The organism is Paraburkholderia sp. D1E, from assembly GCF_052682275.1.
In genome coordinates this window covers 7,665,053-7,680,666 of record NZ_JBQYMB010000001.1, presented here as the reverse complement: position 1 = coordinate 7,680,666, position 15,614 = coordinate 7,665,053, and the positions used below count along the sequence as shown (strand labels likewise).

Genomic DNA, 15,614 nt, shown 5'->3' with positions numbered 1-15,614 from the left:
CCGCATTCAGGTTGCCGGGTGACGTGACATCATCCGTTCGAATGCGTCGACGATACGTTGCACGTATGGATTTTTGTGGGCGAGGGTGCCGGTCTCGCGCTCGAAGTGCGCGAGCATGGTCGCATTCGCTTCGAAGACCAGCACCTGTCCCCCTGGCAACACCGTGAAGTCGATGCCTCCGTAGTCGAGATCGAGCCGCCTGCCGATTGCCGTAATGGCATGCATCACACGCTCCCCGAGCGCGGTGTGCGGATTGTCGAGGAAGCACCGCTCCTCCTCCAGCTTCCACGGATGGTGTTCCATTTCAGCTGAGTAGTAGTGCACCATCCAGTGCGGCGAAATCGCCAGGTGGTAAGGGAACGGCTCCCGGTCGACAAAAATGACCCGGTATTTGCGGTAGAAGCCGTCGGCGCTGCGATAGTCGCGAAACGTCGCCAGATAGGAAACCCCGACTTGTGCCGACCGCCACGCTTCCAGCGTGGTGAGACTCTCGCATAGCGTCAGTCCCTCGCCGCCGTGCGTAGCGGCGGGGCGCGCCAGGACCGGAAAGTCGATGCCGGCTTCTGCCAGCAGGGCGTCAAGCGCGGCGCGTGAAACCGGCGCGGCCTCGCTCTGCACGCAAGGCGCCACCTGCACATCCGGCAGCCCGGCGAACAGGCTCGCGGTACGGTGCCGTTGGGTTCGGGCGACCGCGGCGGGTGGGTTGAGCACGGGCCGTGCGCAGTGCGAGACGAAGCGCGCGAGCCGCCCGGCGAGCGGGGCGGCGACATCAGCATCGCCAATCGCGTTGAACACGAGATCGTAGGCCGGCAACTGTTGGTCCTCTTCGTCCGCGGCATAGTCGATCGCATACTTGATGCGGCAGCAGGTCGTGCCGGGCAGCAGTGCATCGAACGGGACATTGCCGGACGTGTGTGCTGCGCAGAGGATCAACACGCGGTGCTGCTGAGCGCCGGTTCCTTCAACAAAGACGCGCTGGATCCGATAGGCACGGTCCCGATAGGCGGCGGCTTCTGCCGTGTGTCCAGTGCCTGCGAGGATGGCAGCCAGATTCTGGCAGGCAACCGCGACATGCGGATCGAGCGTCAGAACGAGGCGGTACCAGTATCCGGCGATCATGTGATCGCCTGTCATGAAGTATCCGGTCGCGACATCGCAGAGATTCGAGGTGCTGGCGCCGGGTTCGCCGGCTGCATAGGCGTCCAGCGTGTGGGCGGCAATCAGATGCGCGACGGCGCCCAGTTCGTCGCCATCGGCGTGGCGGGCTTCAGCGAGGGTACGGTGACGGGACGGATCGAGCGGGGCGCTGTCGTTATCGCTGCCGCGCTGCACTGATGCGCTTGGCGCCTGTGTGTCGTAGTCGGCTTCGTTATTGGGCGGAGTCTGCTTCATGGTCGGCACGGAGTGGGTGCAGGGCGGCGCGCCGCTGCGCACTCGAAGCATAGTGGGCGTGCATGCGATTCAGCTTACAGCCCGCATGGATGGCGACGAGCGACATGTGTGCGTCGCCTGTTTGACTACGAGGCTATGAGGTGGGGACAAGATCTCGTTCGACGAATTGAGTCACCCCACCAGGCCACATTACCCGTTATTTTATCGCGCCACTTTGCTACAGCAGCAGTTCGATCGAATGAAACAGGCGGCGCAGTTCGGGGTCTTGCGAACGCGCTCCTTCGTCGATCACTTCACGCAAACAATCGAGAAAACACGTGGCCGCCGGACTTGTCGGCGCACCGCGGCGCGAGGTGATGCTGACGATGGTTTCATCCACCGTTTCGCGCAGCGGCAGCGCCCACAGATTTTCCTTCGCGAGGGTCACTTCGACGAGCGGCCACGGAAAAATGCTGAGCATGTCTGTCCTCGCGAGCAGGCCGAGCACGACCGCGAGCGAATGCGCGAGATGGATCGTGTGCGGTACCTTCATGTCACGCTTGCGGAACAGATTGTCCGAGATCGACTCGCGGCTTGCCGGGTCCCAGTTCAACACCCATTCGGCGTCTTCCAGTTCGAGCAGCGTGCGGCAACCCGCCTTCGGATGATCACGCCGCGCCACCACCGCTGAATGCGTCGAAAACAGCGGTACGTTGTGAAACTCCGATTGCGGCGAAGCAGGTGGAGGGCGGCCAATCGAAAAGTCGAGGCTGCCGTCGCGCAAGCGCGGTTGCACGACCGCCAGCAGACCCTCGAAGAATTCCAGTTGGACTTCCGGCATGCGCTGCCGGAAGCGCTGCACCGTCGGCGGCAGAAACGTTAACGCGACCCAGGGCGTCACGCCGATCGACAGTTTGCCGGCCGCCGCGCCCCGCATCGCTTCAATCTCCGCTTCCGCGCGTTGCAACTGGCCGAGCACCAGCCGTGCATGCACGACCAGCGCGCGCCCGAACTCGGTGAACGCAACGCCGCTCGCACCACGCACCAGCAACGGTGCGTGCAGATCCGCCTCCAGTTCGCGCATTGCCTTGGTCACGGCAGCCGGCGAAAGCTCAAGCGAACGGGCAGCGGCCCGAATACTACCGGTATCCGCGATGGCCGCTAAAGTGCTCAATTGATGCAGTTTCATCTGACGAGAGGGTAGAAAGGTGGCAACCACTGGTTGCTGCCGCAACGATTCTACGCCTGCCGCTGGAAAATCGGCGTCGCTATGCTGGGTCCACGCATTCATAGACGGAGACGACATCGTGAACACCATGGCTATCCCGGCGGGCATCGCCGAACTCGAAGACGAAATGATCGCACTGCGCCATCGCATCCATGCGCAGCCGGAGCTTGCCTACGAAGAGTTCGCCACCGGCGATCTGGTCGCCGAGCGCTTGCAGGAGTGGGGTTACACGGTGCATCGCGGGCTGGGTCAAACCGGTGTTGTCGGCCAATTGAAAGTTGGCAATGGCACGCGCAAACTCGGCCTGCGTGCCGACATGGACGCGTTGCCGATCCACGAAACGACCGGTCTGCCGTATGCGAGCACGGTGCCCGGCAAGATGCACGCATGCGGCCACGACGGCCACACGGCGATGCTGCTGGCCGCCGCCAAGCATCTGGCGCAGGAAAAGAATTTCGACGGTACGTTGAATCTGATTTTCCAGCCGGCCGAAGAAGGGCAGGCCGGCGCGAAAAAAATGCTCGAAGACGGCCTGTTCGACACGTTTCCGTGCGACGCCGTTTTCGCGATGCACAACATGCCGGGCTTTCCGACCGGCAAGTTCGGTTTTCTGCCAGGCTCGTTCATGGCGTCGTCCGATACGGTGATCATCAAGGTGACCGGTCGCGGCGGTCACGGCGCGGTGCCGCATAAGGCCGTCGATCCGGTCGTGGTGTGCGCACAAATCGTGTTGGCGTTGCAGACCATTGTCTCGCGCAATATCGCACCGCTCGATATGGCGATCATCACGGTCGGTGCGATTCACGCAGGCGAAGCCCCGAACGTGATTCCCGAGACCGCGGAGATGCGCTTGTCCGTGCGCGCGCTGAAGCCCGAGGTTCGCGACCATTTGCAGGAGCGCATCACGGCGGTTGCGTGCGGGCAGGCGGCCGTGTTCGGCGCGCAGGCGCAGGTCGATTACCAGCGCCGCTATCCGGTGCTCGTCAACGACGTGGAGATGACCGGTCTTGCCAGGCAAGTGGCGCTCGACTGGCTCGGCGAAGACGGCTTGATTGCCGGCATGCAACCGCTGACCGGCAGCGAGGATTTCGCGTTCCTGCTCGAGCGTTGCCCCGGCAGCTACCTGATCATCGGCAATGGTGACGGCGAAGGCGGCTGCATGGTCCACAACCCGGGTTACGACTTCAACGACGATTGCCTCGCGACCGGCGCGGCTTATTGGGTGCGGCTCGCGCAGACGTTTCTTGTCTGAGGCGGGCGGCATCGGATCGGACTGACGCCATGTAAGGCTCCGAAGGGCGAGAGGACCATCGGGGCCTTCAAGGCCTTGTGGGACCAGTCAGGCCGCGCATTGTTTTCAGGCGCACAAAGCCGTAGAGCCGCGCATCAGCAGGACAGACACCATGGAGACACAGATGGACTATTCCGCTACACCGCAACCCGTGGGCGCCGACGCGTTGAACATGCAGAACGCGTCGACTGCGCATGCCGGGCGCGCGAGCCAGGCCAAAGCGATTGCTGCGATCACGCTCGGCAACGGCCTCGAGTTTTTCGATTTCACGATCTACAGTTTCTTCGCAACGATCATCGGCAAGCTGTATTTCCCGGTGGAAGGGCAGCTTGCGCAACTGATGCTGGCGGTGGGCACGTTCGGCGTGGGGTTCATCATGCGTCCGGTGGGCGGTATTTTCCTTGGCGCCTACGCTGACCGCGCGGGCCGCAAGGCGGCGATGAGTCTTACGCTGTGGCTGATGACGCTCGGCTCCGCGATCATCGCGTTTGCGCCGACTTACGCGGCGATTGGTGTAGCCGCGCCGCTGCTGGTGATCCTTGCGCGATTGATTCAGGGTTTCGCGCTGGGCGGCGAGATCGGTGCTTCGACATCGTTGCTGCTTGAATATGGCAGCGACAAGACGCGCGGATTCTACGGAAGCTGGCAGTTTGTGAGCCAGGGGTTGAACACCGTCTGTGGGTCGCTGCTGGGCGTGGCGCTAGCGGCGGCGCTGTCCACTGCCGCATTGGAGAGCTGGGGCTGGCGCGTGCCGTTCGTGATCGGTATGGCGATGGGGCCGATTGGGATTTATATCCGGCGTCACCTGAATGAGACCCTGCCGGGCGTTGAGGATGGCAACGATGGAGCGGAACGGGTGCCGGTTGCACAGCCGGTGCGCAAGCTGTTCCGCGAGCATTCGCGTGTCATTACGACGGGCGTGTTGACGACGATTGGCGGCACGGCGGCGAACTATATCGTGCTGTTTTATCTGTCCACCTACGCGATACGGATTCTGCATTTGCCGATGTCGTCGGCGCTGTGGGCCGCGTGGACCGCGGCGGTGGTGACGGTGATCTGCTCGCCGTTCGCCGGGGCGCTGTCCGATCGTGTCGGGCGCAAGCGGGTTTTGTGGGTGTCTCGTGTTTTGCTGATTGTCGCCGTGTACCCGGCTTTCATGATCATCAATGCGTCGCCGACGGTGCCTGTTCTGTTATCTGTCGTCGCTGTGCTGGCCGTTTTTGTCGCGTTTACCGCGGTGCCCAATATCGTCATGTTGCCGGAGATGTTTCCGCGCGAGATTCGCGCGACCGGGATGTCGATTGTTTATTGTTTGGGTGTTTCTATTTTTGGCGGGTTTGCGCAGTTTTTTGCTACATGGTTGATTCAGGTTTCTGGGAGTAATCTGGCTCCTGCCTGGTATCTGATTGGATGTGGGCTTGTGTCGTTGTTGCCGTTGCCGTTTATGCGAGAGACTGCTGGGAAGGCTATTGATTAAAGGGGTTTTCTTGCGGGGCGCTTTGGGTGGTTGTTTGCCTGCTCGGCGCTTGTTTGTCTGCGGTTTTATGGTGTTGGCCTTTCCTTGAATTGTTATTGGTTTATTAGCGTCGCCCCTGTGCGGGGCAGGCACTTACTTCTCTTTGCCGCCGCAAAGAGAAGTAAGCAAGAGAAAGCGGCTCACACCGCTAGCTTATAAGCGGAGGGTGTCCGGAATTTTGTGTAAACGGGTATTGATTTAACCCGGTAACAGGCGGTCTTCGAACTGGATAGTGAAGCGGTTCAGGGCTGCCTTCCAGTCCCGGATCGGCATCGACCACTTCTTGCTGATGTTGTTAAGTGCCAGGTAAAACAGCTTGGTCACGGCCTCGTCGGTCGGGAACGAACTGCGGGTTTTGATCACCTTGCGCAGGCTCATGTTGATCGATTCGATGGCATTGGTGGTGTAGATCACCTTCCGGATCTCCGGCGGATAGTCGAAGAACGGAATGACGCGTGCCCAGTTGCGCCGCCAGCTCTGCCCGATGGACGGATAGTCCTTGTCCCACGTGGCTTCGAAGGCACTCAGCTTCTGCTCGGCCAGCTCGACCGTCGATGAAGTGTAGATCGTCTTCAGGTCGGCGGCGACCTCGCGCTGCACCTTCCAGGACACGAAGTTCAGACTGTTGCGCACCATATGCACGATGCACAGTTGAACTGCTGCCTTCGGATAGACTGCTTCGATGGCTTCGGGGAAGCCCTTGAGCCCATCGACACAGGCAATAAAAATGTCCTGCACGCCGCGCGTTTTCAGCTCGGTCACCACCTGCAGCCAGAACTTCGCGCCCTCGGTCTGGGCGATCCACAGCCCCAGGACTTCCTTGTGGCCGTCCATGTTCACGCCGATGGCGAGATAGACCGCCTTGGTCCGTACAGCACCGCTGTCGCGCACCTTGACGTGGATGCAGTCGAGATAAACGATGGGGTAAAGCGCGTCGAGCGGGCGGGCTTGCCAGGCCTTCACATCCTCGCTCACCGCGTCTGTTACGGCCGAGATGAGCGTGGGCGACACCTCGGTACCGTACATTTCTTCCAGATGCCCCTGAATCTCCCGCACGCTCAGGCCGCGGGCATATAGCGAGATGATCTTGTCGTCAAAGCCCGACCAGCGCGTCTGATGACGACTCACCAGCTTCGGCTCGAACGCACCCTGACGGTCACGCGGGATATCGAGCGGCAACTCGCCAAACTCCCCCTGCAACGTCTTGGCGCTATGGCCGTTGCGGGTGTTGCCCGTGGCATTGGTGACCGCTTCGCTCTTGCCGTGGCCCAGGTGTTCGGACATCTCCGTCTCTAGCGCCCGTTCAACCAGCATCTTCGTGAGCTGCTTGAGCAGGCCGTTCTCGCCAATCAGGTCCTCTGGTTTCTGGTAGTTCGCCAGCAGGCTGTCGGCCAGCTTGACGAGCTCAGGGTCGGGTTTCACGCGTTTGTTGCGTTTCGCTACGGTCATCGTCGCTCCTGATTACTGGCAGTCTCCTGCCAAATGACCGTTTACACAAAACTAATTACACCCTCTATAAGCGGGTCCCCTGGCTCGGAGAGGGTAGTGGTGCATCTGGAATCCGCGCTCTCACACATTCGGCGTGAGTGACAAGGCCATCATACTTCCAGCAGCGCTGCGCGCGCCGAAGCGCACTTCATAGAACCATCCACTACGTTTTCACACCCGCGTTTCGCTCAGCATCACGGCTCGCGACTGCCGCTGGCAGTGCGACTGCGACTGCCAGTGCCGATGTCATTGCTAGCGCCATTGCCGCTGTCATGGCAACTACGTTTATCGGTCAGTGATTTTGCACTTTGATATGCGTGGGGGAGTTCGTTTTTGGATAGCTGGGCGCTTCGCCGAGGCGAAGCCGACGGCTCCCGCCGTGCTCAAACGAAGCCTCTGGTTTCCCGTGCATACCCATCCGCGACGCACGCAGTGCGGAGTGGGAGCTGATGAGCTCTGTGTCACTCACGCCGAATGTGCGAGGGCACGGATTCCAGATGCACCACTACCGTGGCTGTGCGGGGGACCCGCTTAAGAATTAGCGGTGTGAGCCGCTTTCTCTTGCTTACTTCTCTTTGCGGCGGCAAAGAGAAGTAAGTGCCTGCCCCGCACAGGGGCGACGCTAATAAACCAATAAGAATTCAAGGAAAGGCCAACACCGTAGGCGAACAGACAAATAAAGCGCCGCGCAGACAAAACACAAACCACCCAAATGCCGCCGCCAAAGGCAAAAAACCGATCATCTAACAGCCGACTTCCCATCCCCCACAGCCGCAGCCTCCTCATCCGCAGCTGCATCCCGCGTCTCGGGCATCGCCGCCCACACCAGCAGAACGGCAAGCGCGCCCGCAGCAGCAAGTCCAAAGAAGCTCACCGCATTCCCAAAGTGATCCGCCACAAACCCAGCCGCAGTCGTACTCAAGGTCGCCCCAATCCCGGCAGCCAACCCGAACAGGCCGATGCAAAGGTTGTACCGTCCCTTGCCGCCGGCCACGTCGGCGGCAATCAGCGGCAGCATCACGCCGAACACCGCGGCGCTCAGGCCGTCCAGCATCTGCACCGGCACCAGCAAATAAGGGCTGCTGATTCCGGCAAACAACAACGCCCGTATCGGCAACGCGGAAAACCCGAGCAGCAGGATCGGCCTGCGCCCCCACCGTTCGGCGGAGCGTCCGACCCATGGCGACATCATCGCCACAATCGCCTGCGGCACGATGATGCACGCGGCAATCACGAGCTGCACGTTGTCGCCCATGCCGGCCGTCACTTCCCCGGCGGCAAGATTCAACATTGCCGCATTCGACAAATGGAACAACACAATGCACGCCGCAAACAGCAGCATCCGCTTGTCGCGCAGCAACTCGCGCAGGCTCTCGCGTCGTTCGATCTGCTCAGGTGTCGGCCCGGTTTTCGGCAGTTCGATTGTGTCGGTGCGCTGGATCATCGTCAGCGCAAACAGCGCGGGGACGGCCAGCGCCGCGGTCAGCCAGAACACCGCGCGCGGCGAATAGTATTCGCCGAACACGCCCATCAGCCCGGCTGCTACGGCACTGCCGATCGACGCCCAGCGGGCATTGCGTCCCAGCCGGTCGCCGAGATTCGCACGTCCCACCAGCGCAAACGAGATCGCGGCCAACGCCGGCGTCAGCATGCAGCTGGCAAAGCCGTGGAACACCTCGGCGGCAATCACCGGCAGCACGGTCGGGCTCGCGGCCAGCAGCACCGCGCTGAAGATGATCGCGAAGATCGCCCATGCGGCCGCGCCTTTCTTGTTGCGCAGGGCGTCGACGGCAGCGCCGCCCGGCACCTGGCTCACCATCGCGCTGATGGTGCCGACCGACAGCGCCATGCCGATCTCGCCCTGGGTCCACTTGTGCGAGGCAAGGTACGACGCAATGAACGGCCCGAAACCGGTCTGCACGTTGGCGACGAAAAAATTCAGCCAATCGAGGGCGCGCAGACTGCGCGTGGTTACCAAAGTCCGGCCTATCATCGGGCCGCCCGTGCGTTGGAACCCGCCGTAACGGTCGCGGCCGGCGCGGCGGAGGCTGCAGCGGCGGGAGCGGGCGCAGGAGCGGGTACCGGGGCCGGCGACACCGCGCGGATCGGCTTGTCGCTGGCGTACGGCGGCGTTGCATTGATCTGCGCGTCGCTCAGATCGATCAGCGGATGCAGTTCCTTGTCTTTGACGACGAAACGCAGCGCCGACCAGTTGGCGGCAATCGAACGCCGCTCGGTGCTGACCATGCCGTTGACGTCGAGCACGACCGCCTGCGGCTGCGCGTTGGCGTCGATCAGCACGTCGATCACGCGGCCGACCTTGGCGCCGTTCGAACGCTCGACATCGGTGTCGATCAGCTGTAATTGCACGGCAGTGGACTTTGCCGCAGGCGTCGGCACGGCCGCTGCGTTGAGCGTGATCGGCGCGGTCTTCGCGGTCGGCGTGAAGCGGAACGCGCTCCACGGGAAATTGACCTTGCGATCACCGACGCCGAGGAAGCCCTGCAGATTGACCACCATTTCGCGCGGCTTGCCGCTCGCATCCGCGATCATATCGACCGCGCGGCCAATCACTTTGCCGTCGGGCTTCTGGACTTCGCTATCGAGCAAGGCGCGCGCCTCGCTGCGCTCGATCGTGCGCAGCACGATCAGCGGCGGGGGCGCAGGGGGCGGCGGCGCGGGCGTGACGACTGGCGGCGGAGGTTCGACCTTGCGCGGCTTGACGACCGGTTTCCTGGGCTTCTTCTGCTGTTCGGGCTCGGCCGCTTCGGTCTCGACCGGTTCCGGCGCGGAGGCAGCCACGGGGGCGCTCGCGGGTTCGACGGGCATCACCGTGGCATCGACGATCGGCGCCTGTCCCGGACCCCACAGCAGGCTGCAACCGGACAGCGCGAATAGCGCGAACACAGCAAGAATCAGAAGACGCCAGGCAGGACGCGAAAAACCGCCACTCATCAAGAAGGACTCCATCGGCCAGTGCGGACGGGCGCTGTGGACCGCCGCAGTTAAGTCGGGTAAGGGCCAGAGTGTAACCCGCGGCGTCGGGCGGCCCGGTTTTGAAGGGCTCCTGACAGGTGTCCCCGGCGCAAGGTGCATGCCGCGTTGTGCACTTCCGGCCGCGATCGACGCCCGTTCTGGCGTGCTGAACCCCTCAAAACCCTTTCACAACTTCATGACAAACCGTAGGTGTAAACGCGTGGAGCGCCCACCTGGTTTGCCGTCCCCTAAACGATATAAGCGTCGCGACATGTCGGGCATGCCATTCATGCGATGGGAGACATATTTGTGTTGCCCTACATTTCGGGACAGCAAAAGAAGAACGGAGCATGCGGGTTATCCGGACGCATCGCAAGCCGACGTTCAAACCTTGCCACACGACATTAGATCAACGTAACGAGACCAACCTGATGGCGGCCGGAATACGGGCCGTTTCAGCACGCTGATAAAGGAGGCACTCATCATGATGGAACCCCACGCCCAACCGATTTCTGAAGTCGGCGCCGAATCATTCGACGGAAAGGGCTTTCTCGACCGCTACTTCGAAATCTCTTCACGCGGCAGTTCGCAGCGTACGGAAATCGTCGCGGGTATCACGACCTTCCTCGCGATGGTCTATTCCGTGTTCGTCGTGCCGGGCATGTTCGGCAAAGCGGGCTTCGACACCAGCGCGGTGTTTGTCGCCGTGTGCCTGACCACCGCGTTCGGCTCGCTGCTGATGGGTGTGTGGGCGCGTCTGCCGATTGCGATCGGCTGCGCGATTTCGCTAACCGCGTTCACCGCGTTCGGCCTCGTGCTTGGTAAAGGTCTGCATCCGAATGTCGCGCTCGGTGCGGTATTCCTGATGGGTGTCGTCTTCACCGGCATCTCGGTGACGGGCGTGCGTTCGTGGATTCTGCGCAATCTGCCGACGGGCATCGCGCACGGCACAGGCATCGGCATCGGCCTGTTCCTGCTGCTGATCGCCGCCAACGACGTGGGTCTGGTCGTGAAGAATCCGGGCGCCGGTCTGCCGGTCGCGCTCGGCAACATCACGGCGTTGCCGGCGATCATGTCGGTGGCGGGTCTGGCTGCGATCTTCGGTCTGGTGCGCCGTCGCGTGCCGGGCTCGATCCTGATCGTGATCATCGCGATCTCGGCGATTGCGCTCATGATCGATCCGGCGGTGGCGTTCCACGGCGTGTTCGCACTGCCTGCGCTGAGCGCACCGGGCCATGCTTCGCTGATTGGCGCGATGGACATCAAGGGCGCGCTGTCGATGGCCGTTTTGCCTAGCGTGCTGGCACTGGTGATGACCGCTGTGTTCGACGCAACCGGCACGATTCGCGCCGTTGCCGGCCAGGCGGGTCAGCTCGACGAAAACGGTCGCATCATCAACGGCGGCCGTGCGTTGACGGCGGATTCGCTGAGCTCGATTTTCTCGGGCCTGCTCGGTGGCGCACCGGCGGCTGCCTACATCGAATCGACGGTCGGCGTTGCAGCCGGCGCGAAGACGGGGATGGCGGCGGCGGTGGTCGGTCTGCTGTTCCTGGTGGTGATGTTCTTCTCGCCGCTGGCGAGTCTGGTGCCTTCGTATGCAACGGCACCGGCGCTGATGTACGTCGGTCTGATGATGCTCTCGAACGTGAGCAAGCTGCACATGGACGACATGGTCGACGCGATGTCGGGCCTGATGTGCGCCGTGTTCATCGTACTGACCGCCAACATCGTGACGGGCATCATGCTCGGCTTCGCGACGCTGGTGATCGGCCGCGTGGTGAGCGGTGAATATCGCAAGCTGAACGTGGGTACGGTTGTCATCGCTGTCGTGCTGGTCGGTTTCTATCTCGGCGGTTGGGCGATCTGATTCTGCTGCATTGCGTTTTATGCGATTTGCTGTAACGCGAGAGTGGGGCGGGCTTTCTGTGCCGCTTTGCTCGAACGTGTAGTCGGTTGTTCTCCACCTTGACGCGGCGTATTGCAGGGTTTTATCTGCGATGCGCCGCGTATCTTTTTTGTAGCGTTCCCTTCATATTCCTGCGTGCTGTGAGAAAAGTACGTACCTGTCCTTGACATCCTCACGTGTGTTTCTATACTTAACCTTATGGTTAAGTATAATGAAATGATACTCGATCGCACCTTTGCCGCACTGTCCGATCCGACGCGGCGTGCGTTGCTCGCGCGTCTGTCCGAACTGAGCGATCTCTCGGTCAGTGAACTCGCCGAGCCGTTTGCGATGTCGTTGCCCGCGGTGATGAAGCACCTCGACGTGTTGTCCGAGGCCGGCCTCATCACGCGTAGCAAAACCGGCCGTACAGTGGCGTGCCGCTTGTGCGCCGGACCCATGGAGGAAGCCATGGAATGGCTCACCCGCTATCAGCGCTTCTGGTCTGGATCACTCGATCGTCTTGCCGCTTTCGTCGAAGAGGAAACCCCATGTCCACCAAACCTAGCCTCACCCTCCAGCGCTGGATCAACGCCGTGCCCGCCAAAGTCTTCCGCGCCTGGACGGAGGCGGCGCAACTCATGAAGTGGATGCATCCGGGCGATGCCGAGGTGACCCATGCGGAACTGGATGCGCGCGTGGACGGGCGCTTCACGATTGTGTATCGCAAGCCGGATGGGCTGGAAATCGAGGCCGGCGGCCAGTATCTGGAGGTCGTGCCTGACGCCAGACTCGTGTTCACATGGGCATGGCGTTCGAGTCCGGAGCAGGAGTCGCTCGTCACGGTGCTGTTACGGCCGGACGGTAACGGCACCTTGCTGACGCTCACGCATGAACAGTTCGTCGACGAAGAAACGCGCGACCTGCATCAAGCCGGCTGGAGCGGTGGCCTCGATTCGCTGGAACGCTACTTCGCGTGATTTCGCTCTATCTAACCTGCACGATGCAGAGAAGGAGACGCACATGGATCCGCAACACCGGGTTGGTACGAAGGAAGAATGGCTGGCCGCCAGCAAGGCGCTACTGGTCGAAGAGAAAGCGTACACACGCGCTGGCGACGAACTCGCCAGCAAACGTCGCGCGCTGCCGTGGGTGAAGGTCGACAAGACCTACATATTCGATACGCCGCAAGGCCGCAAGACACTCGCCGATCTGTTCGGCGGGCGTAGCCAGTTGATTGTCTATCACTTCATGCTGGGCCCGGATTGGGAAGAGGGCTGTTTCGGCTGCTCGTTCGTGTCGGATCACATGGACGGCATCCTGACGCATCTTGAACATCACGACGTATCGTACGTGGCGGTCTCGCGTGGGCCGCTCGCGAAGATCGGGGCTTTCAGGAAACGGATGGGCTGGAAGTTTCAGTGGGTGTCATCCAATGAGAGTGACTTCAATTTCGACTATCACGTGTCGTTCACGCCGGAGGAGGTCGCCAGCAAAAAGGCGTTCTACAACTTTACCGAGCAGGATGTCGGCATCGACGAGCTATCCGGTCACAGCGTGTTCTACAAGGACGAAGCGGGCGACGTCTATCACACGTATTCCACTTACGGGCGCGGCGGCGAGCAGTTCCTCAGTACTTACGCGCATTTCGACGTCACGCCGAAGGGCCGCGACGAGAAGAAGAATATGGGCGAATGGCTCAAACATCCCGACCGCTATGAAGAGAAGGCGGGGGGATGCGCCGCGTGCGGCTCGTGATGGCGAAGTGCGCGGCGGCCGTGTGCAGCAGTAGTGCGCGCTCGCAGGAAAGCGCGGGACGTCATGCCCCTTTGCGTCCCGCTTCATAAAACAGCGCGAACAACTCCGACTGCGAGTTGACGTTGAGTTTTGTATAGATGTGCTTCTTGTGCGCGCGCACCGTCTCGAATGAGATCACCAGTTTCTCCGCGATGGCGCGCGTTGAAAATCCGCTCAAGGTCAGCATCGCGACTTCCACTTCGCGTGCGGTGAGCGGCGAGCGTCCGCTCGTCGACGACACCTGTTCGAAGCGCGCGGCATAGGTGGGCGTGTCCGCTGGGGCGCCTGCTTCTGTCGCTGCGCCCATCTCTGTTTGCGTCGCCGCTTCGATCGAGGCGGGCTGCGGCGCGTCGAATGCCTCATACGGCAAGCGCTGCCGCAGCAGTGCGATGACCCATGGCGCGCAAAGCGCGAGTACGGCCAGGTCGCGCTCGCCATAGCGATGCGTTGCGCCCAGCGAGAATGCCAGCGTATGCCTCGCGTCGATCACGTAGTTGAAATGCACTTCGTCGCCCACGATGTTTTTCCTGAAGTACCGCTGGTAGTAATCGGTCATCGAGAAGTTGTCGGGCGCGACATCCGCAAGCGTGACGAAGCCGGAGGCAGGCTTCCCGGTTGCGGCGATATAAAACGGATCGAGTTGATAGAGCGCGGCGAGATAGTCCTGGAACATCGCATCTACTGTGCCGTCCGGTGTGGGCGATTCCGCACAGACGAGCGGCGCGACGCCCGGTGTGAAGCGCAGGGCGACCCAGTTGTCGAACACGACATAGCGTTCGAGTGCGCGCGTGAGGCGAGTCCAGAATTGCGCGCTGTCGAGTGCTTCGATAACCGCGCCGATCTCGCGATGAAAGGCCAGATCGCGCCATTCGAGTTCCATGCGTGCTCCGTTGAGGGTAACCCAGCTGGGTGATTACGAACAAAAATATGTCTGGTAATAATAGGCCCAACCTGAAACGCGGGCGGACTGACAACAACCGCTATTTAACGCGAAGCAGACCGGCAAGGACCGTAACCATTTTGCATGGGACCAGAGTAAGTGCTAAAGCACTAACTCTGGTCGACACAGGAGACAGAATGCTTCAACTCGAACTGGCACAGATCCCGATCGTGGATGGCGCGGTGGGCGTCGGCGGTAGAAACGTGCAACGCGTGCTGCAAACCATCAGCCAACGCTCGGCCGGGACCGATCTGATCGTGTTTCCGGAGACTACGCTGTCGGGCTTTCCGACGCGGGACACCATCGGAGACGTGGCCGAACCGATCGACGGGCCGTCGCTTACCGCAGTGCGCAATGCGGCACGCGAAGCACGCGTTGCGGTTGCAGTGGGTCTCGCCGAACGGGACGGCAGCCGCTTTTTCAACACCACGGTGCTGGTCGACGAACGCGGCGAGATCGCGCTGCGCTATCGCAAGACGCATCTGTGGGCCTCGGACACGGGTGTATTCGAACCGGGCGACCGTTACGAAGTGTGCAGTTTCAAGGGCCTGACCGTTGGCCTGCTGATCTGCTACGACATCGAGTTTCCCGAACCGGCGCGCGCGGTCGCGTCGTTGGGCGCCGATCTCCTGATCGTGACGAACGGCAATATGGCGCCATTCGGGCCGGTGCACCGCCGGGCGATCGTGGCGCGCGCCATGGAGAATCAGATGTTCGCGGCGCTCGTGAATCGCATCGGCACGGGTGACGACAATCTCACGTTCCCCGGCGAATCGGCGCTGATCGATCCGTTCGGCGACGTAGTGTGCGACGCGGGTCAGGAAGAAAAAGTTCTGCGCGCCACGCTCGATCCGGCGCGTCTCGAAGGCGCGCGTGAACACTATCGTTATCTGCATGACGCGCGCATTGCGCTCGATCTCGCGACAGTGGATGGCGAGCACGGGCAACCTGCGCGTGTGATCCGCGCGCGTTGAGGCGTACGTAAGTGCAGATGCGTAGCCTCGGGCACAAATAAGCGCACCCACGCACTCACGCGCACCCCTTCACGCAAAGAACTATCTGCGCGAGATACGCGCATCCAGCAAGTCTGATCGACAAAGCTCGACCGGGGCGCGTTCAACG

General features: G+C 61.7%; 13 protein-coding genes. 7 read left to right on the top strand and 6 right to left on the bottom strand.

What is annotated here, in order from left to right; genetic code table 11:
• Positions 1–6: 6 nt before the first annotated feature.
• Both ACUN0E_RS34450 and ACUN0E_RS34445 read right to left on the bottom strand, forming a co-directional pair.
• The gene (locus ACUN0E_RS34450) at positions 7–1,392 is read right to left on the bottom strand and encodes a hypothetical protein (protein ID WP_445569411.1); all 1,386 of its coding nucleotides are present in this window, start codon (positions 1,390–1,392) and stop codon (positions 7–9) included.
• A 217-nt stretch (positions 1,393–1,609) separates the two neighbouring features.
• Positions 1,610–2,560, bottom strand: coding sequence for a LysR substrate-binding domain-containing protein (locus ACUN0E_RS34445; protein WP_408232698.1), 951 nt, complete (start codon positions 2,558–2,560; stop codon positions 1,610–1,612).
• 118 nt (positions 2,561–2,678) lie between these two features.
• On the opposite strand from ACUN0E_RS34445, the gene ACUN0E_RS34440 reads away from it, so the two are divergent.
• Positions 2,679–3,851 carry a M20 aminoacylase family protein gene (locus ACUN0E_RS34440; RefSeq protein WP_445569410.1) on the top strand — a complete coding sequence of 391 codons (1,173 nt, stop codon included), beginning with the start codon at positions 2,679–2,681 and terminating at the stop codon, positions 3,849–3,851.
• A 163-nt stretch (positions 3,852–4,014) separates the two neighbouring features.
• On the top strand, positions 4,015–5,367 hold the full coding sequence (locus ACUN0E_RS34435) for an MFS transporter (protein WP_445569409.1): 1,353 nt from the start codon (positions 4,015–4,017) through the stop codon (positions 5,365–5,367).
• Positions 5,368–5,604: 237 nt separating this feature from the next.
• On the opposite strand, the gene ACUN0E_RS34430 is transcribed toward ACUN0E_RS34435, so the two are convergent.
• From ACUN0E_RS34430 to ACUN0E_RS34420, 3 genes are all read right to left on the bottom strand, one after another.
• Positions 5,605–6,855, bottom strand: coding sequence for an IS256 family transposase (locus tag ACUN0E_RS34430; RefSeq protein ID WP_408265345.1), 1,251 nt, complete (start codon positions 6,853–6,855; stop codon positions 5,605–5,607).
• A gap of 778 nt (positions 6,856–7,633) precedes the next feature.
• On the bottom strand, positions 7,634–8,887 hold the full coding sequence (locus ACUN0E_RS34425; protein WP_408232458.1) for an MFS transporter: 1,254 nt from the start codon (positions 8,885–8,887) through the stop codon (positions 7,634–7,636).
• Positions 8,884–9,849 carry a PRC-barrel domain-containing protein gene (locus ACUN0E_RS34420; RefSeq protein ID WP_408232456.1) on the bottom strand — a complete coding sequence of 322 codons (966 nt, stop codon included), beginning with the start codon at positions 9,847–9,849 and terminating at the stop codon, positions 8,884–8,886. Before ACUN0E_RS34420 ends, ACUN0E_RS34425 begins: the two co-directional genes overlap by 4 nt.
• A gap of 505 nt (positions 9,850–10,354) precedes the next feature.
• Here ACUN0E_RS34420 and ACUN0E_RS34415 point away from each other — a divergent pair.
• From ACUN0E_RS34415 to ACUN0E_RS34400, 4 genes are all read left to right on the top strand, one after another.
• A complete protein-coding gene (locus ACUN0E_RS34415; RefSeq protein WP_325046944.1) occupies positions 10,355–11,737 on the top strand; it encodes an NCS2 family permease in 1,383 nt (460 codons plus the stop codon).
• A gap of 237 nt (positions 11,738–11,974) precedes the next feature.
• A complete protein-coding gene (locus ACUN0E_RS34410) occupies positions 11,975–12,400 on the top strand; it encodes an ArsR/SmtB family transcription factor (protein WP_445569408.1) in 426 nt (141 codons plus the stop codon).
• Entirely contained in the window at positions 12,307–12,735 is a 429-nt protein-coding gene (locus ACUN0E_RS34405) for an SRPBCC family protein (RefSeq protein ID WP_445569407.1), read from the top strand. The genes ACUN0E_RS34410 and ACUN0E_RS34405 overlap by 94 nt, the downstream gene beginning before the upstream one ends.
• Positions 12,736–12,778: 43 nt before the next feature.
• The gene (locus ACUN0E_RS34400; RefSeq protein WP_445569406.1) at positions 12,779–13,513 is read left to right on the top strand and encodes a DUF899 domain-containing protein; all 735 of its coding nucleotides are present in this window, start codon (positions 12,779–12,781) and stop codon (positions 13,511–13,513) included.
• A gap of 61 nt (positions 13,514–13,574) precedes the next feature.
• Here the strand turns inward: ACUN0E_RS34400 and ACUN0E_RS34395 are convergent, their stop codons facing one another.
• The gene (locus ACUN0E_RS34395) at positions 13,575–14,432 is read right to left on the bottom strand and encodes a response regulator transcription factor (RefSeq protein ID WP_445569405.1); all 858 of its coding nucleotides are present in this window, start codon (positions 14,430–14,432) and stop codon (positions 13,575–13,577) included.
• 197 nt (positions 14,433–14,629) lie between these two features.
• Between ACUN0E_RS34395 and ACUN0E_RS34390 the strand changes: the two genes are divergently transcribed.
• Positions 14,630–15,466 (top strand): carbon-nitrogen hydrolase family protein, encoded by an 837-nt coding sequence (locus ACUN0E_RS34390; RefSeq protein ID WP_445569404.1) that lies wholly within the window; start codon positions 14,630–14,632, stop codon positions 15,464–15,466.
• Positions 15,467–15,614 lie beyond the last annotated feature (148 nt).

What these genes read in the sequence shown, in the direction of transcription:
- ACUN0E_RS34450 (WP_445569411.1), bottom strand. Translation starts at nt 1,392, where the DNA reads ATGAAGCAGACTCCGCCCAATAACGAAGCCGACTACGACACACAGGCG.
- ACUN0E_RS34445 (WP_408232698.1), bottom strand. Translation starts at nt 2,560, where the DNA reads ATGAAACTGCATCAATTGAGCACTTTAGCGGCCATCGCGGATACCGGT.
- ACUN0E_RS34435 (WP_445569409.1), top strand. Translation starts at nt 4,015, where the DNA reads ATGGACTATTCCGCTACACCGCAACCCGTGGGCGCCGACGCGTTGAAC.
- ACUN0E_RS34430 (WP_408265345.1), bottom strand. Translation starts at nt 6,855, where the DNA reads ATGACCGTAGCGAAACGCAACAAACGCGTGAAACCCGACCCTGAGCTC.
- ACUN0E_RS34425 (WP_408232458.1), bottom strand. Translation starts at nt 8,887, where the DNA reads ATGATAGGCCGGACTTTGGTAACCACGCGCAGTCTGCGCGCCCTCGAT.
- ACUN0E_RS34420 (WP_408232456.1), bottom strand. Translation starts at nt 9,849, where the DNA reads ATGAGTGGCGGTTTTTCGCGTCCTGCCTGGCGTCTTCTGATTCTTGCT.
- ACUN0E_RS34415 (WP_325046944.1), top strand. Translation starts at nt 10,355, where the DNA reads ATGATGGAACCCCACGCCCAACCGATTTCTGAAGTCGGCGCCGAATCA.
- ACUN0E_RS34410 (WP_445569408.1), top strand. Translation starts at nt 11,975, where the DNA reads ATGGTTAAGTATAATGAAATGATACTCGATCGCACCTTTGCCGCACTG.
- ACUN0E_RS34405 (WP_445569407.1), top strand. Translation starts at nt 12,307, where the DNA reads ATGTCCACCAAACCTAGCCTCACCCTCCAGCGCTGGATCAACGCCGTG.
- ACUN0E_RS34400 (WP_445569406.1), top strand. Translation starts at nt 12,779, where the DNA reads ATGGATCCGCAACACCGGGTTGGTACGAAGGAAGAATGGCTGGCCGCC.
- ACUN0E_RS34395 (WP_445569405.1), bottom strand. Translation starts at nt 14,432, where the DNA reads ATGGAACTCGAATGGCGCGATCTGGCCTTTCATCGCGAGATCGGCGCG.
- ACUN0E_RS34390 (WP_445569404.1), top strand. Translation starts at nt 14,630, where the DNA reads ATGCTTCAACTCGAACTGGCACAGATCCCGATCGTGGATGGCGCGGTG.